Origin of the sequence: Prosthecobacter sp. (assembly GCF_014879935.1) — a bacterium.
GTDB lineage: Bacteria > Verrucomicrobiota > Verrucomicrobiia > Verrucomicrobiales > Verrucomicrobiaceae > Prosthecobacter.
Genome location: NZ_JACSRD010000106.1, coordinates 16,360 through 34,998, shown reverse-complemented (window position 1 = coordinate 34,998; position 18,639 = coordinate 16,360). Strand labels below are relative to the sequence as shown.

The window sequence follows — 18,639 nt, the reverse complement described above, 5'->3', positions numbered from 1 at the left end:
GGCTAACCAGGGTTACGCGTGTCATGCGGAGTCGTCAGCGCCGAAATCCAGAACAGGTAGGCCAGGATCAGCAGGGTGCCGAAGCCGAGCGTGAAACCCCAGGTGTGGGAGTGATGTAGCGGATCGAGGAACGGCTTGGCGATGTCTTTGAAAAGAGATTCCGGTTTACGCAGGATGTCCCAACTGTTCCACCGCAGAAACCGGCCGAGATAGACGCCGAAGCCGCTCAGGGCGAGCGAACAGATCACGACGCACCAACCGGTCGAGTGGGAGAAATGACGCGTGAACCAGTGCTGGACGAGCCGCAGCGACTGGAAGCCGATCCAGAGCGAGACCAGGGCAAAGGAGAGCAGCATGACGAGATCGAGCCATCTGGGGACGCTGGCCCGGTGGGCGTTGAGGTGGATGAGGTCGGTCAGGACGTAGGGCGCGTTCGGGAAAAACAGCAGCCAGACGCCGAGCAGCGGCACCGCCACGGCCAACTGGCGGATGCGGGCCAATCCGAGGCTGACGCCGAGCGGGATCAAGGCCAGGAAGAGATTCCACAGCATGAACCGATACTGGTAGTGCCCGGTGAGGTGAAATCGCAGGGCGAGCAGCAGACAGCACCACGATACGGCGGAAAGATTGAGAAGCAGGACGCGGCGGGGCATGAAGTGAAACTGGGAAGTTAAAACCGTTCCGGCAACCCGGCGTTGGGATTGTGAAGATGAATTCATCGTGCGTTCACGCAGAGTTCATCAGGGAGACGGCGAATCCATTGAGCCGCCAACAGCGGAAGTTCTGAGTTGCCCCTCACCTGGCCTCCCCCAACCGGGGGCGGAAGGTGTCAGCAACGCTTGGCGTTGGGGAGAGGGATTTCGCGTGCTGTGCCGCCGTGAAACGAATCTCCTCTCACCGCCGATGGCTGGCGCCAAGTCATTCCGTTTCTCTTCGGGGAGAGGTCGGGTGAGGGGCAGATACGGCGTGACAATGCGGCGGGACTTGGCAAGTCCCGCTCCTTGAGGGCCTCAAGCCGCCTTCCGTCGTGATTGCTTCGCTGCCTTGAGCTGCCCACAACCGGCAGCCACATCGATCCCGCGTCTTTGACGGATGGTGCAGGGGAATCCGGCGTCTTGCAGGATGAGGTGGAAGGTATCGGCAGCGGTGTTGCTGCTCTCAGTGCCGGCGTAGCCTTCGGTGCGGTTCAGGGGGATGAGATTCACGTGCGCATCCAGGCCGTGGAGCAGCTCGGCGATGCGTCTGGCATGCTCGGGCGTGTCGTTGACGCCATCGATCAGGGTCCACGCGAAAAAGATGCGGCGGCCGGTTTGCGCGTTGTAGCTGCGGCAGGCGGCGATGAGTTCGGTGAGCGGCCAGCGCTGGTTGGCGGGGATCAATTTGGCGCGCTCCTCCTCGGTGGCGGCATGAAGGCTCACGGCGAGGTTGTAGGGCCGGTTTTCCGCCGCCATGCGCAGGATTCCCGGGACAACGCCGACCGTCGAGACGCTGATCTTGCTGGGGCCGATGTTCAGGCCGCGCGTGTCGCAGATGATGTCGAGGGCGGTCATCACCGCGTCGTAGTTGTGCAGCGGCTCGCCCATCCCCATGAAGACGAGATTGCGCAGGCCTTTTTCGCCCTTCGTCCGCAGGATGCGCTGCGCATGCAGCACCTGGGCGACGATTTCCCCCGGCCGGAGATGCCGGACAAATCCCATCTGCCCCGTGGCACAAAACACACAGCCCATCGCACAGCCAGCCTGGGTGCTGACGCAGGCCGTGTGGCGGCCGGTGTAGCCCATGATCACGGTCTCGATCTCCTGCGAGTCGGCCATTTTGAGCAGGAACTTGTGCGTCAGGCCGTCGCTGCTGGGCGTGTCGGACGAAATGGGCGGCACATCGAGTGTCCAGGAGCCGTCGCCGAGCACCTGGGTCAGCCATTTGCGCAACGGCGGAGCCAGATCGTCGCGTGCGAGCGGATCGGCCATGGCGCGAAACTGCAGGGTGTTCCAAAGCGTGCCGGTGTGCGCCGGGCGCAACCCTTCCGCCACCATGGCCTCGCGAAGCTGGTCAAAGGTTAGGTCGTGGAACGATCGTGGCATCAGGACAGAAGACGAATTCATTGGAGATACGGATTCTCCATTCGCTCGCGGCCGATGGTGGTGTCGTCGCCGTGACCGGGGAAAACCTGCGTGGCATCGGGGAGCGGCAGGAGCTTTTCCTGGATGCCGCTGATGAGCTGGCGCATCGAGCCACCTGGGAAGTCAGCACGGCCGACGCCATCCAGGAACAGGACATCGCCGCCGAAGAGCAGCCGCAGGCTTTCCAGATGGAAGCACACGCTGTCCGGCGAATGTCCCGGCACGTGGTAAAGCCGCCACGTTTCGCCTGCGGCTTCGATGCTGTCCTTGCCCTCCAGGATCTCATCCACATCGAAAGTGGGTACTTCCATGGAACTCCCGGTCATGGCCCCGAAAAGGCGTTCCAGGGTCAGGTCTTTGGACAGGGGAGCGAAGGCGAAGACCCGGCAGCCGTGCTCGGTCTTCACCTCGGCGGCCCCGAGGGTGTGATCGAAATGCTGGTGCGTGAGGAAGAGCACGTCCACCCGCACATTCTGCAGGCGCAGCCAGTCCGCGACGCCCTCCGGCGCGTCCACGAGCACCGTTCCGCCGGGGAGACGCAGCAGGTAGGCATTGGTGGCGGCGATCCCGCCGGTGTAGCTGGAGATGTCAGGCATGGGGGGCGAAAGACGGGAAAGGTGTGGACATTTCAACCCGGAAAAGGCAAAATCATCCGGCAAAACGGACTGTGAGGTTCGTTATAGTTCAGGATACCCCCATGAATCGTTCCCTCTTTTCTCACGTAGCGGCGGCGGCCGCGGCGTTCGCGCTTTCCACTCCTCCGGCGCACGCGGAAACCAATTTCGGCCAGGTGGCCATGCACGTGGCCTACATGCTGCAGAACCACCACTACTCGAAGCAGGACTTCGACGACAAGGTGTCCAGCACGATGCTGCAGAACTACCTGAACATGCTCGACTTCAAGCACATCTTCTTCACGCAGAAGGATGTCGATGACTTCAAGGACAAGTATGACACGACGCTGGACGACCATGTGCTGATGCGGAACATCAGCCCGGCGCTTGAGATCTACGACATCTACAAGGAGCGGGTGAAGGACCGCGTCGAGTTCCTCAAGAAGTCCCTTGAAACGCACAAGTTCACCTTCGATTCCAAGCGCACCATCCAGATCAAGCGCGACAAGGCCCCATGGCCGAAAGACAAGGGCGAGCAGGACAAGGTCTGGCTCGACATCATTGAGGACAATCTGCTGGCCGAACGCCTCGTGGATGAAGCCCGGGCTCGTGACGAAAAGAAAAAGGCGGAGAAAGCCGCTGCGAAGAAGGATGGAACGGCTGACGTGAAGAGCCCGGCAAAGGTGGATGTGGCCGCCGGAACCACCAAGCCTGAAGTCCAGAACCCCGACACACCGAAGACCCCGGGTCTCCCCGCGACGGCCCCGAAGATCGAGAACAAGCCTTCCGACGCCGCCAAGGTTCCTGTGGCTCCCAAAGTCGCCGACGCTGGCGATGCCAAGCCCAAGGAGAAGGACGAGAAGGACATGACGCCGAAGGAGCGCGTGCTGAAGGATTACGACCGCCTGCTCGAAAGCATTGAGGAGAACGACAGCAAGGATGTGGTGAACTTTTTCCTCTCCAGCCTCGCCACCGCCTACGACCCGCACACCGAGTACATGAGCACGGATGAGAGCGACAACTTCAAGATCCACATGTCGCACAAGCTCGTCGGCATCGGCGCCTTGCTCGGTCAGAAGGAAAACGATGGCGCTGAGATCCAGGGCATCGTCGTCGGCGGTCCGGCCGACAAACAGGGTGAACTGAAGTTGAATGACCGCATCGTCGCCGTCGCCCAGGGGGATGACGAGTTCGTCGATGTGAAGTACATGAAGCTCCAGAAAATCGTGGACATGATCCGCGGCGAGAAGGGAACGACCGTCCGCATCAAGATCGTCCCCGCCGACGATCCCTCCGCCAACCGCGTCATCGCCATCGTCCGTGACGAGGTGCCGCTGAAGGAAAAGCTCGCGAACGCCGAGATGCTTGTCACTCCGCCCGACCTCGGCAAGCCGCTCAAAGTCGGCTGGATCAACCTCTCCAACTTCTACGCCGACATGGAAAACGGCACCGTCAGCACCAGCGCTGACGTCGAGCGCCTGCTCCGCCGCCTCATGAAGGAGAAGATCGACGGCCTCGTGCTCGATCTCCGCGACAACGGCGGCGGTTCTCTCGATGAAGCCATCAAGCTCACCGGCCTCTTCGTTCCCGCCGGCCCCGTCGTGCAGGCCAAGGACTGGCGTGGCAGCATCTCCTGGCGCGACTGTGAGAACGAGAAACCCGTTTATGACGGTCCCATGATCGTCCTCACCAACAAGGCCTCCGCCTCCGCCTCCGAAATTCTCGCTGCGGCCCTTCAGGATTACCGCCGGGCTTTGATCGTCGGCGACGAATCCACCTTCGGCAAAGGCACGGTGCAGACGATCCTGCCGGTGGAGCGCTACATGCCCTTCTTCAGCGACAAAAAAGGCGCTGGCGACCTCAAGGTCACGATTCAGAAGTTCTATCGCATTGCCGGCGGCTCCACCCAGCTCAAGGGTGTCGAGGCTGACATCAAGCTGCCCTCCATCCGCGACGTGCTCGACATCGGTGAGGCATCGGCTGAGAATCCGCTCCCCTACGACACCATCCCGCCGCGCAAATACCCTCTCTTCCGCAAGAATCCATTCCCTGTGGATGAGATCAATGCCCGCGTGAAGAGCCGCCTCGCCGCCAATCCGGAGTTCCAGTACATCGTCGATGAATCGAAGCGCCTGAAGGACAAGATTGACCGCAACACCGTCACTCTGAACCTTGAGGAGCGTGAAAAGGAGCGCATCGACACCGAAGCCCGCCGCGACAAGCAGACTGACGAGCGTGAGAAACGCGCCAAGGAGGTCGCCGACCGCATCAAGGACAATGGCTTCAAGATCTACCACCTGACGCTCGACAATGTGGACAAGCCGGAACTCGTGCCACATTCCGCCTTCACCAAGGAAATGAACTCCGGCATGCGCACAGCCGCTGCGAAGGACGACGAAGGCGGTGGCGACAGCAACAAATTCCCCTATGGCGTCGAACCGGTGAAATTGGAGACCATCCACATCCTCCGCGACCTCATCGAACTGGACAACAAGCCCACCACGGCCTCCAAAGGCGATGGCAAGGCCCAGGCCGATGCCAGCAAGGCGCAGTAATCGCAAACCTGGCTGGTTAAGCTCATTTCAAATCGATTTGGCGACTCCTGGAATGCAAGTCGGCATCATCACTGTCTCGGACCGTGCGTCCGAGGGCGTTTACGAGGATCTTGGCGGACCTGCGTTGAAGAAAGCCGCCGAGGGTTACGGCTGGAGCGTTCTCGCCGAAGCCATTGTGCCTGATGATCTCTCGCGCATTCAGGAAACCATCCAGTCCTTCAGCTCGCAGGGCTGCGGTCTCATTTTGACCACCGGTGGCACCGGCATCGCCGAGCGCGATCTCACTCCCGAGGCCGTCCGCGGCATCATGCGCGTCGAAATTCCCGGCTTTGGCGAGGTCATGCGCATGAAGTCGCTCGAACTCACGCCAAACGCGATTCTCAGTCGCAGCCTCGCCGCCGTGGTGGATCGCAGCCTGGTCATCGCCCTGCCCGGCAAGCCGCAGGGAGCCGTCGATTGCCTCGGATTCGTCCTTGGTGCAATCCCGCACAGCGTGAAGCTGGCCCAGCGCTTGCCGACGAGTTGTTAGTGTATGTTGTTCACGCTTTGGCGTAGCCCGACGCATTTTGGACAAGGTGAAGCGCGTTGGAAGTGCTTTCCATTCCGCGTTCCGCATTCCACAATCGGCACTCCCGTATGCTCATCACCCTCTTCATCCCGTGCTTCGTCGATCTCATCAGCCCGCAGGCCGGCATCAGCATCGTGAACATCCTGGAGGGACTCGGACATCAGATCGACTACCCGGACGAGCTCGGCTGCTGCGGCCAGCCGCCCTTCAACGCCGGTTACTGGGACGAAGCCCGCGAGGCCGCACGCCCCGTGCTGCAGCGCCTCCGCGATAGCGAGGCTGTCGTCATCGCCTCCGGCTCCTGCGGGGCCATGTCGAAGGTCTTCTACAAGGAACTTTTCCATGGCCAGCCTGAGGAAGCCGAGGCCAATGCCCTCTCCGCGAAATGCTGGGAGTTCACCGACTTCCTCGTGAATAAGCTCGGCGTCACCGATCTCGGTGCCTCCTTCCCGCACAAGGTCACCTACCACGACGGCTGCCACGGCCTCCGCGAGCTGAACCTCAAAAAGCCCGCCCGCCAGCTCCTCGAAAAGGTGCGCGGCCTTCAGCTTGTCGAGATGAAGGAAGCGGAGACCTGCTGCGGCTTCGGCGGCACCTTCTCCACCAAATTCCCGATGATCTCCACCGCCATGGGCGAGGTCAAATGCGCCTCCGCCCGCGACACCAATGCCGAATACCTCGTCTCCGGCGATTCGAGCTGCCTCATGCACCTCCAAGGCCTCCTCACCGCCCAAAGACAGCCGCTGAAGACCATCCACATCGCGGAGGTGCTGACATCCCGGATATGAATCAAAAAACCACGGATTCCACGGATGAACACGGATGATTCAGGCAAACTGGTCCACAAGTCGCTGTCTCGTTCGATAATAGGAGCTGCGATGCAGGTATTAAACACCTTGAGGCCCGGCCTAAACGAGAAGGCATACGAGAACGCGATGGTCATCGAGTTGAAGAAGCGCGGGCACGCGATTGAGCAGCAACGCAGGTTCGACGTGTTTTACGAAGGCATCTGGGTAGACACGCTGGTTCCTGATTTGATCGTTGACGGTCTTGTGATTGTTGATCCAAAGGTCGTTACAGAGTTCAACGAAACCCATGTGGCCCAAATGATGGGCTACCTTGCCATCACCAATCTTCAACTGGCTCTCCTGATCAATTTCAAACACGCCGATCTGCGTTGGAAGCGCGTTGTTCGCTGATTCCTGCCCCCCTCCAGTCCACCTGTCTTTATCCGTTTCATCCGTGCAATCCGTGGTCCCAAAATCCGAATTCCTCTCCGCCGCCACCCGCCTCACGAACGACCTCGTGCACCGCGAGCGCATCCACACCGGCATGTGGAAGTATTATGACGCCCGCACCCGCTCGCAGGGCTTTTTCCAAGACTGGCAGCAGGCACGCCTTTTGGCCTCGCAGACGAAAAAAGGGGCCATCAGCCACCTGCACGAGCATTTGGTCGAGTTTGAGCAAAAAGCCACCGCACGCGGCACCGTCGTGCATTGGGCGAAGGACAGCGAAGAGGCGCGGAAGATCATTTTCAGCATCTTGGAGCGCCGCGAGGTGAAACGCATCATCAAGAGCAAGGTGATGACCTCCGAGGAAATCCACCTCAACGATCATCTCGAACGCGCTGGCTACCATGTGCTCGAAAACGACCTCGGCGAATACATCCAGCAGCTTCGCAACGAACCGCCGTATCACTTTGTGGCTCCGTGCATGCACCTCAGCATGAAGGAGATCAGCGATCTCTTTGAAGAGAAGCTCAAAACCGCGCCCACCGACGATCCCGAGGAGCTCACGATGATCGCGCGACGCTTCCTGCGTCAAACCTACCTCACCGCCGACGCCGGCATCACCGGGGCGAATTTCCTCATCGCCGAGACCGGCATGATCTCGATCACCGAAAACGAAGGCAACGCCCGCCTTACCGGCGCGTTGCCCAAGACGATGATCTCGCTCGTCGGCATCGAAAAAGTGCTGCCGAAGATGAGCGACCTCGCGCTCTTCCTACCGATGCTCGCCACCGCAGGCACCGGGCAGCCCATCACCTGCTACAACACCGCTTATGCCGGCCCGCGACAGCCCGGCGAGATCGACGGTCCCGATGAATGGCACATCGTCCTGCTCGACAACCACCGCACCGCCCTCCTCGCCGATCCCGAGCAGCGCGACGCTCTCCACTGCATCCGCTGCGGCGCGTGTTTGAATGTGTGCCCCATCTTCAAAAACATCGGCGGCATCAGCTATGGCACGACTTATCAAGGCCCCATCGGCAGCGTCATCACGCCGCATCTGCGCGGCTTGCAGGATTGGAAGCACCTCAGCGGCTCCTCCAGCCTCTGCGGAGCCTGCACAGCCACCTGCCCCGTCAAAATCGACCTCCATCACCACCTCCTGCAAAATCGCCGCAACGCCGTGCAGGAACGTCCTGATCCCCTCGAAGGCCTCGCCTGGCGTCTTTTCGCCAAAAGCATCAACAAGCCCGTCGTGTATCAAATCGGCACGAAGCTCGCGAAACTCGCGCAGCCCTTCCACCGGCTCATTTCCGCCACGCCACTCGATCCGATGCGTGCCTGGACCAAAACACGCCACGCCCCCGCGATGGCCCCGCAGAGCTTCAAAGACTGGTGGCGCACGAGAAACACCGGAGTGCGGACGCCCTCGTCCGCTCCCCAAACCGGAGTGCGGACGCCCCCGTCCGCCAAAACCAAAACTCATCTCTCCAAAGCGGACGAGGGCGTCCGCGCTCCACTCCAAAGCCGCGAACTCATCCTCGCCCGCATCGAGGAAGCTCTCTCGGACACGCACCCGCAGCCCTTCGAAGCCACCGCCGCTCAAAAACGCGCCGTGTTGCCGGCCGTGCACGATCTCGTGCCTCAATTCGCCGCGAACGCCGAATTCCTCCGCGCCGAATTCCACGCCTGCGCCGACGAAGCCGCCGCGAAGGCCAAACTCGCCGAACTCGCCACGAAACATGGCTGGAAGAAAATCGCCACGCATCGCGGCACACTCACCGATGCCCTCGTTCGTAGTTCGGGCTTCAGCCCGTTTCTGGACACGACCGACGGCTACGACCGCTTCGAGCTCGAAGCCTGCGATGCCGGCATCACCGAGTGCGATGCCCTCATCGCGCAAACCGGCAGCGTCTTCCTTACCGCCCGCAGCGGCGGCGGCCGTGCCCTCAGCGTGCTGCCGGAGCATCACGTCGTCCTCGCCCGCCGCGACCAGCTTCTCGCCGATCTGCCTGCGGGCTACGAACTCATCCGGCAGCGCTACGGCTCGCAGTGGCCCAGTTTGACGACCCTCATCACCGGCCCCAGCCGCACCGGCGACATCGAGCGCATCATCATCCTCGGCGCCCACGGCCCGAAGAAGCTCACGATCCTTCTTTGGTGAGGAAGCAGACCGTTTTCCCACTCGACTTGCCACTCTGCTTTCGATTAAAACCCAAGGATCACACCAAAACATCACCATGAAGCGCATCCCCGTCTCCTCCCGTCGCCAGTTCATCGGCCGCACCGCTGCCGCCATCGGTTTTCCCACCATCATCCCGGCCAGCGTGCTCGGACAGAACGCTCCCTCCAACAAGATCACCATGGCTGTCTTCGGCTGGGGCATGATGGGCCCTGGCAACACGGGCAAGTTCCTCCAGGAGCAGGACTGCCAGATTGTTGCCGCCTGCGACATCGACAAGGGCAACCTGCAAAAGGCGCTCAACACCATCAACGGCGCTTACAAGAACAACGACTGCAAGCCCTACCATGACTATCGCGAAGTCATGGCCCGCAAGGACATCGACACGGTCATGCTGGCGCTTCCGGACAACTGGCACGCGCTCACTTCCATCGAGGCGGCGAAGAACGGCAAGGACATCTACGGCGAAAAGCCGCTCGCCCGCACCATCGCCGAGCAGCAGGCCATCGTGAAGGCCGTGCAGAAGCATGGACGCATCTGGCAGACGGGTTCCTGGCAGCGCAGCGAGGACAACTTCCGCATCGGTGCCGAAGTCGTTCGCAATGGTCTCATTGGAAAGCTCAAGGAAGTGCATGTCGGCCTGCCCGCCGGTCACAACGACTTCGCCAAGACCGGCGACAAGCGCAGCGTGACGCCGCCGCCTGCGGAGCTCGATTACGAGATGTGGATCGGCCCGGCGACGATGCAGGACTACATCGAGTGCCGCGTGCACAAAAACTGGCGCTGGGACTACAACATCGGAGGCGGTCAGCTTCTCGACTGGATCGGCCACCACTGTGACATCGCTCATTGGGGCATGGATTGCGACAACAGCGGCCCGATCGAGGTGAAACCCGTCCAGGTGGACATGCCGCCGCGCACCGACATCTGGAACACCGCCACCAAGTATCGCGCCGAGGCCAAATATGCGGATGACATCACCATGATCATCGCTGGCGGCCACAATGACATCCAGATGGGCACCAAATGGATCGGCACGGACGGCTGGGTCTATGTGAACCGCGGCGGCGTGTATGATTGCTCGAATCCGGCGCTGAAGCAGATGATCAAGAAGCGCAAAGACGACAAAGATCCGAACAGCGAAGTCATCGAGGTCGCCAAGGCACCGAAACTCGGTGACGACGTCATCAAAACACGCCTCTACGAGACCAAGGGACACCACCGCAACTTCCTCGATTGCGTGAAGAGCCGTCAGCCAACCGTCACACCGGTCGAAACGGCGCATCACAGCGCCACGCCGGGCCACCTCGCCCTCATTTCCTTCCTCACCAACCGTTCCATCAGGTGGGACCCGGTGAAGGAGGAGATCATTGGCGATGCCGACGCCGCCAGGCTCCTCAGCCGCGAGTATCGCGGACCGTGGAAGCTCGAAGCGTGATCAATCGCCACCTGCTTACTTCAAAGGGCTGCCGTGAGGCAGCCCTTTGTCATTGAATGTTTATGCGATCACTTCCTGAAGCACATTCCCATGTACATCGGTCAGCCGCAGGTCGCGGCCACCGAAGCGGTAGGTGAGCTGTTCGTGGTCGAGGCCCATGAGATGAAGCACCGTGGCCCACATGTCATAGACGGTGGCGATGTTTTCGATGGCGTAGTAGCCGAGGTCATCGGTGGCACCGTAGATGTGGCCGCCTTTGACGCCGCCGCCGGCCATCCAGATGGTGAAGCCGTAGGGATTGTGATCGCGACCATCGCTGCCTTGGGCAAAAGGCGTGCGTCCGAATTCTCCAGCCCAGACGACGAGGGTGCTGTCGAGCAGGCCGCGTGATTTGAGGTCTTTGACGAGGCCAGCGATGGGCTGATCGACCTGATAGGCCATGTTGGCGTGGCCCTTTTTGATCTGACCGTGCTGGTCCCAGGGATTGGGGCCCTGGCCAGCGCCGAGTTTCTGCGGGAGGCAGCTCAGTTCGATGAATCGCACGCCGCGCTCGACGAGACGACGCGCAAGCAGGCATTGCTGCCCGTAGGCGGTGCGGGTCGAGGCGGAGCCGTCGATGCCGTAGAGTTTCTTCGTCGCTTCGGTCTCACCGGACACATCACAGAGTTCGGGCACCGCGGATTGCATGCGCCAAGCCATCTCGTAGTTCGAAATGGCGGCTTCGACGTGTAGGTCGTGCTGTGAGGCATCGGCGAAGCGACGATCCATCGCGCCAATGAAGTCGAGTTGGCGGCGTTGGCGTGCCTGCGGCTGCTGTGGGCGGATGTGCGGCACTGGTTCGGGATCGTCCACGCGGATGATGCTGGCCTGATGCTGTGCGGGGAGGAAACCGTTGCTGAAAAGGCCCACGCCTCCATGCGGAGCGACAGCGCCGCCGCTTTGCAGCACGACATAGCCGGGCAGATCACGCGACTCGGTGACGAGGCCGTAGCTCGTCCACGCACCCGCACTCGGATAGCCGAGGAACGGGAAGCCGCTGTGCATGAAGAAATTGCCCTGCGCATGCTCGCTGAACTTCGCTGTCATGCTGCGGATCACGCAGATCTCGTCGGCGATGGTGGCCATGTGCGGAAACAGCTCGCTCACGTCCATGCCGGATTGTCCATGACGATGAAAAGCCCAATGAGCGGGCTGCACGGTGCCGTTGTTGTTAAACTGTGTCTTCTTCACCTCGACGGGCATTGGCTTGCCCGCGTATTTCTCGAGCAGCGGCTTCGGATCGAAGGAGTCGAGGTGCGAAACGCCGCCGCTCATGTAGCAAAAGATCACGCTGCGTGCCTTCGGCGCGAAACGCTTCGCCCGATGCGTGGTGGCATTCTCCGCTTGGAGCAAACCATTCAACGCCGCCATGCCGAAGCCGGTGGAGGCGCGGGAAAGCAGGTCGCGACGTGAGAGAGGCGGGTGCATCAGTCAATGATGTCGCGCAGGATGTTGCCGTGCACGTCGGTGAGCCGCAGATCGCGGCCGCCGAAGCGGTAGGTGAGTTGTTCGTGATCGAGGCCCATGAGGTGGAGGACGGTGGCCCAGAGGTCATAGACGGTGCAGACGTTTTCGGTGGCGTTGTAGCCGAACTCATCGGTGGAGCCGTAGATGTGGCCGCCTTTGACACCGCCACCGGCCATCCAGACGGTGAAGCCGTAGGGATTGTGGTCGCGGCCGTTGGTGCCTTGGGCGAAGGGCGTGCGGCCGAACTCGCCGGCCCAGACGATGAGGGTGCTGTCGAGCAGGCCGCGGGCTTTGAGGTCCTTGATGAGCGCGGCGATGGGCTGGTCGATCTGGTTCGCCATCTTGCCGTGGCCTTCTTTGATCGCGCCGTGATGGTCCCAAGGATTGGCTGCATTGCCGCCGCCGAGGTTGTAGGCGAGCGTGCTGAGCTCGATGAAGCGCACGCCGCGTTCGACGAGTCGCCGGGCGAGCAGGCACTGGCGGGCGTAGGCGGCTTTTTTCGGCTCGGGATCGTCGAGACCGTAGAGTTTCTTCGTCGCTTCGGTTTCGCCGGAGATGTCGCAGAGGTCGGGCACGGCGGCTTGCATGCGCCAGGCCATCTCGTAGTTCGAAATGGCGGCTTCGATGTGCGTGTCGTGCTGAGTGGTGCTGGCGAAGCGCTGGTCCATCGCGCCGATGAAGTTGAGCTGGCGGCGCTGGAGGTCGTGCGGCTGTCGCGGGCGGATGTTCGCGACGGCTTCGGCCTCATCGGCCTTCACGATGCTGGCCTGATGCTGCGCAGGCAGGAAACCATTGCTGAACAATCCCACACCGCCATGCGGTGTGGCTGCGCCGCCGCTTTGCAGCACGACGTAGCCGGGCAGATCGCGTGATTCGCTGCCGAGACCGTAGCTCGTCCATGCTCCGGCGCTGGGGAAGCCGAGGAAGGGAAAGCCGGAGTGCATGAAGAAGTTCCCCTGCGCGTGCTCGCTGAACTTTGCGGTCATGCTGCGGAGCTGGCAGATGTCGTCGATCACGCCGCCGATCTGTGGAAAGAGATCGCTCACCTCGATGCCGGACTGGCCGTAGCGTTTGAAGTCCCAGTGCGAGGGCTGGACGGTGCCGTTGTTGTTGAACTGCGTCTTCTTCACCGCCACCGGCATCGGCTTGCCCTCGAATTTCTTGAGCATCGGCTTGTGATCGAAGGAATCGACGTGGGACACGCCGCCGCTCATGTAGAGGAAGATGACGCTGCGTGCCTTCGGTGCGAAACGCTTGGCGCGATGGACGAGCGCGGCTTGGGCTTCTTGCTGCATGAGGCCAGCGAGCGCGGCCATGCCGAAGCCGGTGGAGGCGCGGGAGAGGAGGGCGCGGCGGGAAACGTTCCCTGTTCTCAGTTCTCGGTTCTCGGTTCTCAGTTTACGAGTCATAGGTGCTTGGGCGACGGTCGAGGTGTTTTGACAGGTAATTGATGAAGGCACCGATCTTGTTTCGAGTCAGGTTGGCCTTCGCATAGAGCGCATCGAATTGATCCGTGGTGCAGTATCTCTGATCGAGGCAGCGGTAGAGCTGGCTTTGGAGTTCCGAGCAGGAACGTTTCGCGTATTGGAGGAAACGAATGAATTCTCTGTTGGTGCCGCCATCAAATCCCTCGGCGATGTTATCCATGATAGAACCTGATGAACGGATCATCTGGTCTTTGAGGGAGAAATCTTTCCCCAAACCACTTGAGGCGGCGAGTGCATAGACCGCTCCACAGACCTCTCTGGCGATCTGCCAAGCTTCGATGTCTTCAAAACGCTCGATTTTCATATTGGTGGTTTGGAAACAGAGAACAGAGAACAGAGAACAGAGAACCGGCCAACCTACCGAAGATAAATGAACTCTTTGAGGTTGATGAGGCTCTGCGCGAGGCTGGTCCATGCTTGTACCTTGGGATTGTCAGTGCTGATCGCTGTGCGAGAGGCTTCGAGGGCTTGATTCATCGCGTCGCGTTGGGATTGGAGAGCATGGAGCTGTTGGCGCTGAGGCTCCGTGAGGGCGGCGAGGATGTCGGATTCGCGAAGGGTGTTGGCTTCGATGGTGGAGGTCTTGGAGATCTCCTCGGGCGTAAGGGCGCGGTCGTAGAGGCGGGCGCGGTAGATGCGGCCGCGGAGGCCGTGGTTGCCGCTGGGTTTGGCGTGGCGGCAGCCGAGGAGGATCTGGCTTTGGTCGGGCTCGAAGATGGCGCCGGGGGCTTTGCGGTAGGTGCGGCCGTAGGGTTGGCCATCGCGGTAGCCGCGGATGGTGCCACCGGCTTGATAGACGACAGCGACATGCACGGGACGTGTGGCGGCTTCGGTCTCGGCGGGGCCTTCGAAGAGTTCGCTGCGTTCGAAGAAGTTGCTTCCGGCGACCCAGTGCGCGGGTGTTTTCTCGGCGAAGACGAGTGAATCGAACAAGCCGCCATCCTTGTGCTGCACGGTGATGACGCCGCCGCCTTGCTGCTTGAGGTCATCGAGCATGACCCAGGCTTCGAGGGTCTTGGCGGTGAGGGTTTTGGGCAATGAGCCGCTTTCGGCCATGGACTGGCCATCGACGACGAGGGCTCCGTTTTCGAGGCGGGCACTGCCGGTGAGGGTGAGCGGGAGTTTACCGCGTGTGTCGTTGAGGTCATCGAAGGTCCATTCGGCGAGTGGGGAAGGGACGGAAGAGACCGAAGCGACGGAAGGACGGGCTTTGAGGAGTTTTTGGCGGGCGGGCTCGAGGATGGCGGTGATCTGGTGATTGAGCGCTGCGAGCTGGTTTTCTTGCTGGGTGAGCTTTTGGGCTTGTTGGGCGCTTTCGGCTTGGAGGGAGGTCAGGTAGGCCTGGCTTTGTTTGATCTCGTCGTCGGTGGCTTCGCGGGAAAAAGCTTCGCGGAACATCTGGCGGATGCGGAGGTCGTCGGGGCGGTCTTTGAGATCGTTGAGGGTGCGTAGAGCCCAACTGCGTGCCCAGTCGATGACGTTGGGATCATTGAGCAAGGTCAGCGATTGCGCGGGGACGTTGGTGGAGTCGCGCTTGCCGCGGGTGGCGAAGGGCACGGGGGCATCGAAGGTGGTGAGGAAGGGCGGAAGCGAGTTGCGGATGACTTTGACGTAGATGCTGCGTCGCTCATCGCCGCTGCCGACGGACTCGCCATAGAGGGTGGGATCGAGTCGGCCGGAGAGGGTGACGATGGAGTCACGGATGGCCTCGGCTTCGAGGCGACGGGTGCTCCAGTATGAGAGCATCTTGTTTTCCGGGTCTAACTGAGAACTGAGAACCGAGAACTGCGAACTCCTCTGGAAGGTCTTCGACATCAACATGTCGCGAAGGAGGCTTTTGATGCTGCCGCCGGAGTCGATGAAGCGCTGGGCGAGGAAGTCGAGCAGCTCGGGATGGGTCGGGAGGTCGCCGAGCTTGCCGAAGTTATCGACGCTGGCGACGATGCCGCGGCCGAAGACGTGATGCCAGAGGCGGTTCACGATGACGCGGGCGGTGAGCGGGTTGTTTTTCATGTCCGCCATGCGCTCGGCGAGTTCGAGTCGGCCGCTTTGTTTCGTGGCGAAGGGCTTGGGATCGAGGGCTTCGAGGAAACGACGCGAGACGAGCTCGGCGGGCTGTTTGTGGTCGCCGCGGACGAAGAGGGGCGCGTCTTTGGGATCGGCTTCGATGACGCCAGGGACGCGAGTGGGAAGCGGGAGCTTGGCTTCGAGGTCGCGGTAGCGCTGGAGGAGTGGCGTGATGGAGTCGAGGGAGAGCTGTTTGGATTGGATGAGGGCGTCGAGGGCTTCGGCGTCGGCATCGGTGAGGGTGTTAGATTGCCAAGCTTCGACGAGGTGGCGAGGCGATGCTTTGGAAGCAGCGGGAGCGGGGGGCGCGGTGGCGTCTTTGGTGATGACGGCGTCGTTGAGGATGAACCAGGAGGGAGCGTCCGCTTTGTATTCGGCGGGCATGTCGGCGGCGGTGGTGAGTTGGAGGAAGATTTCGTCGCCCTTCCAGAATTCGAGGTCGAGGCTGCGCCAGCCGAGTTTTTCGTCTTTGGCGTCTTTGAGCTCGATGGCCTTGTGAATGGTGCCGGTGCGGGGGTAGTTCTGCACAACGTATTTGGCCTTCACGCCGCCGTTTCCGGCGACGCGGAACCAGAGCGTGCCACCGGGATTCTCGAAGCGGTTGGTGAAGAGGGCGGCGCGGTCTTTTTGCGTGAGGGTGTTCGAGAGGTAGCCGCTGGGGTGGATGCGGAGGGTGTTGTCGTGGAGGGTGAATTCGCCGGGTTTGGAGTGGAGGAGGCCGTGGAAGGTGAACGCGGGCGTTTTGGGGGACTCTATTGACCTTGTTGACGGTGTTGACGGGAGTTTGGAGAGCCAGTTTTGAATGAGGGTGGCTTTGATCTCGGTTTTGAGTTTTTGGAGTTCGGCGCGGATGGCATCGCCGGTGCCGGGGGCGTTGGCGTCGATGACGGCGGGGTGGGTGCTGGTGAAGATGCCGTAGAGGGCGTAGAAGTCGGTCTGGCTGATGGCGTCGAATTTGTGGTTGTGGCAGCGGGCGCAGCTCACGGTGAGGGCCTGGAAGGCTTTGGTGACGGTGTCGATCTGGTTGTCGGTGAAGGTGACCATCTCATCGAGTGAATCGACCGGCGAGAAGCCATGCAGCACCATGCGAAGCTGGGCGATGCCGATGGCGCTTTCGTTGAGGCCGTTCTTGAGGCGTGGTTTTGGCAGGAGATCTCCGGCGATGGCTTCTTTGATGAGTTGAGGATAAGGGACGTCGTCGTTGAAGGCGCGGATGAGGTAGTCGCGGTAACGGTAGGCGTAGGGAATGGCGGGATCGCCTTCGGAACCGTAGGACTCAGCGTAGCGGACCCAGTCCATGAAGTGGCGGGCCCATTTTTCTCCGTAGGCGGGGGAGTTTAAGAGGGCGTTGATCTGGTCTGACGGGTCGGACTTGTCGGACAAGTCTGACGGTGGGAGGCCGGTGAGGATGTAGCTGATGCGGCGAGCGAGGGTGGAGGGATCAGCGGGCGGTGCGGCGGGGATGTTTTGTTTTTTCAGCTCGCCGTCGGTGAAATCATCGATGGTTTTCAGTTTTGAGTTTTGAGCTTTGATCGGTTGAAACGCCCACCACTCATTCTTCCGGCGTGCGAGGGTGGCTGACCAGGCGGTTTCTTTTTCGACCTGTTCCTTGCTCGGTGGGGCATCGCGGGGATCGGGAGCGCCTTCTTTGATCCATTGTTCGAAGTCGGCGAGGGCTTTGGCGTCGAGCTTGGCGCCGTTTTTGGGCATCTTGAGGTCTTCGTGCTCGTGTTTGAGCGTTTGGAGGAGGAGGGAGTTTTGTGGGTCGCCGGGCTTGATGGTGTCGCCGGAGTCGCCGCCAGCTTGCCAGCCGGGGCGGGAGTCGAGGACGAGGCCGCCTTTTTGCTTGGTGGCGGTGCTGTGGCATTCGTAGCACTCCTGCGCGAGGATGGGGCGGATGCGGGACTCGAAGAAGTCGAGTTGTTGAGGTGTTGGTGGGGACTCGGATTTGCCGCAGAGGGGCAGAGGGGCAAAGAGCGCAGAGAGGATGAAAAGGGTCTCACGCAAAGGCGCAAAGGCGCAAAGGTTCTGAGGCTTGGCGGCTTGGCGTGAGTTGGAGAAGAGATTTTTCATGCCAAGAGCCTCCGGGTGATGGTTTCGGCGGCTTGGATGCAGAGGTGGCCGAGTTTTTCGAATTGGTCGCGCTTCAGGCGGAAGCTCGGGGCCATGACGGTGACGGCGGCGACGGGGTAACGGTATTCATCGAGCACGGCGGCGGCGGCGCAGTGGATGCCTTCGAGGCCTTCGGCGAGGTCGGTGGCGTAGCCGCGTTTGCGGGTTTTGGTGAGGTCGGCTTCGAGGGCGCTGCGGGTGGAGAGCGTCGTCGGCGTGTATTGCTTGAGCTTCACGTTCGCGAAGAAGGCATCGAGTTCGGCGGCGGGCAGATGAGCGAGCACCGCTTTGCCAGGAGCGCAGGAATACATGGGCACTTGGAGGCCGACGGTGCTGCTGACTTTGATGGGCTGGGAAGAGATGCACTGCTCCAACACAGTCATCTTGTGATTCACGCTGGTGAGCAGTTGGGTGGTCTCGCCGGAGGCATCGCGCAGCCATTTGAGGGATTCTAGGGCGCAGACGACGAGGCTCTTTTCGCGCACTTGAGGGCGGGAGAGGTCGAAGAGCTTGTTGGTGAGCACGAAGCGCTTGTCGTCCTCGCGGCGCTGGAGGTAGCCGCGGCTGTGCAGGGTGCCTGTGATGCGGAAGACCGAGTTTACGGGCAAATCGAGCTCGCGGGCGATCTCGGTGAGGCTCAGCCCGGCGCGGTGGCGGCCGAGGAGTTCGAGGATGGCCAGCGTGCGCTCCGTGCCGGGCGCGAGGGAGTCATCGGTGATGGGAATGGAGGCTTCTTGTAGCATTCTAAATCCAGAAACGCT

General features: G+C 61.3%; 14 protein-coding genes. 6 read left to right on the top strand and 8 right to left on the bottom strand.

Features of this window, described 5'->3' with window-relative positions; genetic code table 11:
* Nucleotides 1–2 precede the first annotated feature (2 nt).
* The 3 genes from IAE77_RS07000 to IAE77_RS06990 all read right to left on the bottom strand — a co-directional run bounded on the left by IAE77_RS07000 (nucleotide 3) and on the right by IAE77_RS06990 (nucleotide 2,716).
* Nucleotides 3–653, bottom strand: coding sequence for a DUF1361 domain-containing protein (locus IAE77_RS07000; protein ID WP_294223842.1), 651 nt, complete (start codon nucleotides 651–653; stop codon nucleotides 3–5).
* A gap of 357 nt (nucleotides 654–1,010) precedes the next feature.
* Nucleotides 1,011–2,081, bottom strand: a complete 1,071-nt coding sequence (rlmN, locus tag IAE77_RS06995) for a 23S rRNA (adenine(2503)-C(2))-methyltransferase RlmN (RefSeq protein ID WP_294223839.1) — start codon at nucleotides 2,079–2,081, stop codon at nucleotides 1,011–1,013.
* Nucleotides 2,082–2,098: 17 nt separating this feature from the next.
* Nucleotides 2,099–2,716 (bottom strand): MBL fold metallo-hydrolase, encoded by a 618-nt coding sequence (locus IAE77_RS06990; protein ID WP_294223836.1) that lies wholly within the window; start codon nucleotides 2,714–2,716, stop codon nucleotides 2,099–2,101.
* Between the two features lie 101 nt (nucleotides 2,717–2,817).
* Here IAE77_RS06990 and IAE77_RS06985 point away from each other — a divergent pair, with 101 nt between their 5' ends.
* The 6 genes from IAE77_RS06985 to IAE77_RS06960 all read left to right on the top strand — a co-directional run bounded on the left by IAE77_RS06985 (nucleotide 2,818) and on the right by IAE77_RS06960 (nucleotide 10,706).
* Complete coding sequence (locus IAE77_RS06985) at nucleotides 2,818–5,289, top strand: carboxy terminal-processing peptidase (RefSeq protein ID WP_294223833.1); 2,472 nt, start codon at nucleotides 2,818–2,820, stop codon at nucleotides 5,287–5,289.
* Nucleotides 5,290–5,341: 52 nt separating this feature from the next.
* Nucleotides 5,342–5,818 carry a MogA/MoaB family molybdenum cofactor biosynthesis protein gene (locus IAE77_RS06980; protein WP_294223830.1) on the top strand — a complete coding sequence of 159 codons (477 nt, stop codon included), beginning with the start codon at nucleotides 5,342–5,344 and terminating at the stop codon, nucleotides 5,816–5,818.
* Nucleotides 5,819–5,925: 107 nt separating this feature from the next.
* Nucleotides 5,926–6,645 carry a (Fe-S)-binding protein gene (locus IAE77_RS06975; RefSeq protein WP_294223825.1) on the top strand — a complete coding sequence of 240 codons (720 nt, stop codon included), beginning with the start codon at nucleotides 5,926–5,928 and terminating at the stop codon, nucleotides 6,643–6,645.
* A 24-nt stretch (nucleotides 6,646–6,669) separates the two neighbouring features.
* Nucleotides 6,670–7,056, top strand: coding sequence for a GxxExxY protein (locus IAE77_RS06970; protein ID WP_294223823.1), 387 nt, complete (start codon nucleotides 6,670–6,672; stop codon nucleotides 7,054–7,056).
* A gap of 52 nt (nucleotides 7,057–7,108) precedes the next feature.
* Nucleotides 7,109–9,250 (top strand): LUD domain-containing protein, encoded by a 2,142-nt coding sequence (locus tag IAE77_RS06965; protein ID WP_294223820.1) that lies wholly within the window; start codon nucleotides 7,109–7,111, stop codon nucleotides 9,248–9,250.
* Between the two features lie 76 nt (nucleotides 9,251–9,326).
* Nucleotides 9,327–10,706 carry a Gfo/Idh/MocA family oxidoreductase gene (locus tag IAE77_RS06960; protein ID WP_294223816.1) on the top strand — a complete coding sequence of 460 codons (1,380 nt, stop codon included), beginning with the start codon at nucleotides 9,327–9,329 and terminating at the stop codon, nucleotides 10,704–10,706.
* Nucleotides 10,707–10,766: 60 nt separating this feature from the next.
* Here the strand turns inward: IAE77_RS06960 and IAE77_RS06955 are convergent, their stop codons facing one another.
* From IAE77_RS06955 to IAE77_RS06935, 5 genes are all read right to left on the bottom strand, one after another.
* Nucleotides 10,767–12,173, bottom strand: coding sequence for a DUF1501 domain-containing protein (locus tag IAE77_RS06955; protein WP_294223814.1), 1,407 nt, complete (start codon nucleotides 12,171–12,173; stop codon nucleotides 10,767–10,769).
* Complete coding sequence (locus IAE77_RS06950; protein ID WP_294223812.1) at nucleotides 12,173–13,528, bottom strand: DUF1501 domain-containing protein; 1,356 nt, start codon at nucleotides 13,526–13,528, stop codon at nucleotides 12,173–12,175. The genes IAE77_RS06955 and IAE77_RS06950 overlap by 1 nt, the downstream gene beginning before the upstream one ends.
* Nucleotides 13,529–13,610: 82 nt before the next feature.
* The gene (locus IAE77_RS06945; RefSeq protein WP_294223809.1) at nucleotides 13,611–14,003 is read right to left on the bottom strand and encodes a four helix bundle protein; all 393 of its coding nucleotides are present in this window, start codon (nucleotides 14,001–14,003) and stop codon (nucleotides 13,611–13,613) included.
* A 53-nt stretch (nucleotides 14,004–14,056) separates the two neighbouring features.
* Nucleotides 14,057–17,839: a DUF1553 domain-containing protein gene (locus IAE77_RS06940; RefSeq protein WP_294223807.1), complete on the bottom strand. Its 3,783-nt coding sequence runs from the start codon at nucleotides 17,837–17,839 to the stop codon at nucleotides 14,057–14,059.
* Nucleotides 17,836–18,621: an IclR family transcriptional regulator gene (locus tag IAE77_RS06935; RefSeq protein ID WP_294223804.1), complete on the bottom strand. Its 786-nt coding sequence runs from the start codon at nucleotides 18,619–18,621 to the stop codon at nucleotides 17,836–17,838. The genes IAE77_RS06940 and IAE77_RS06935 overlap by 4 nt, the downstream gene beginning before the upstream one ends.
* Nucleotides 18,622–18,639 lie beyond the last annotated feature (18 nt).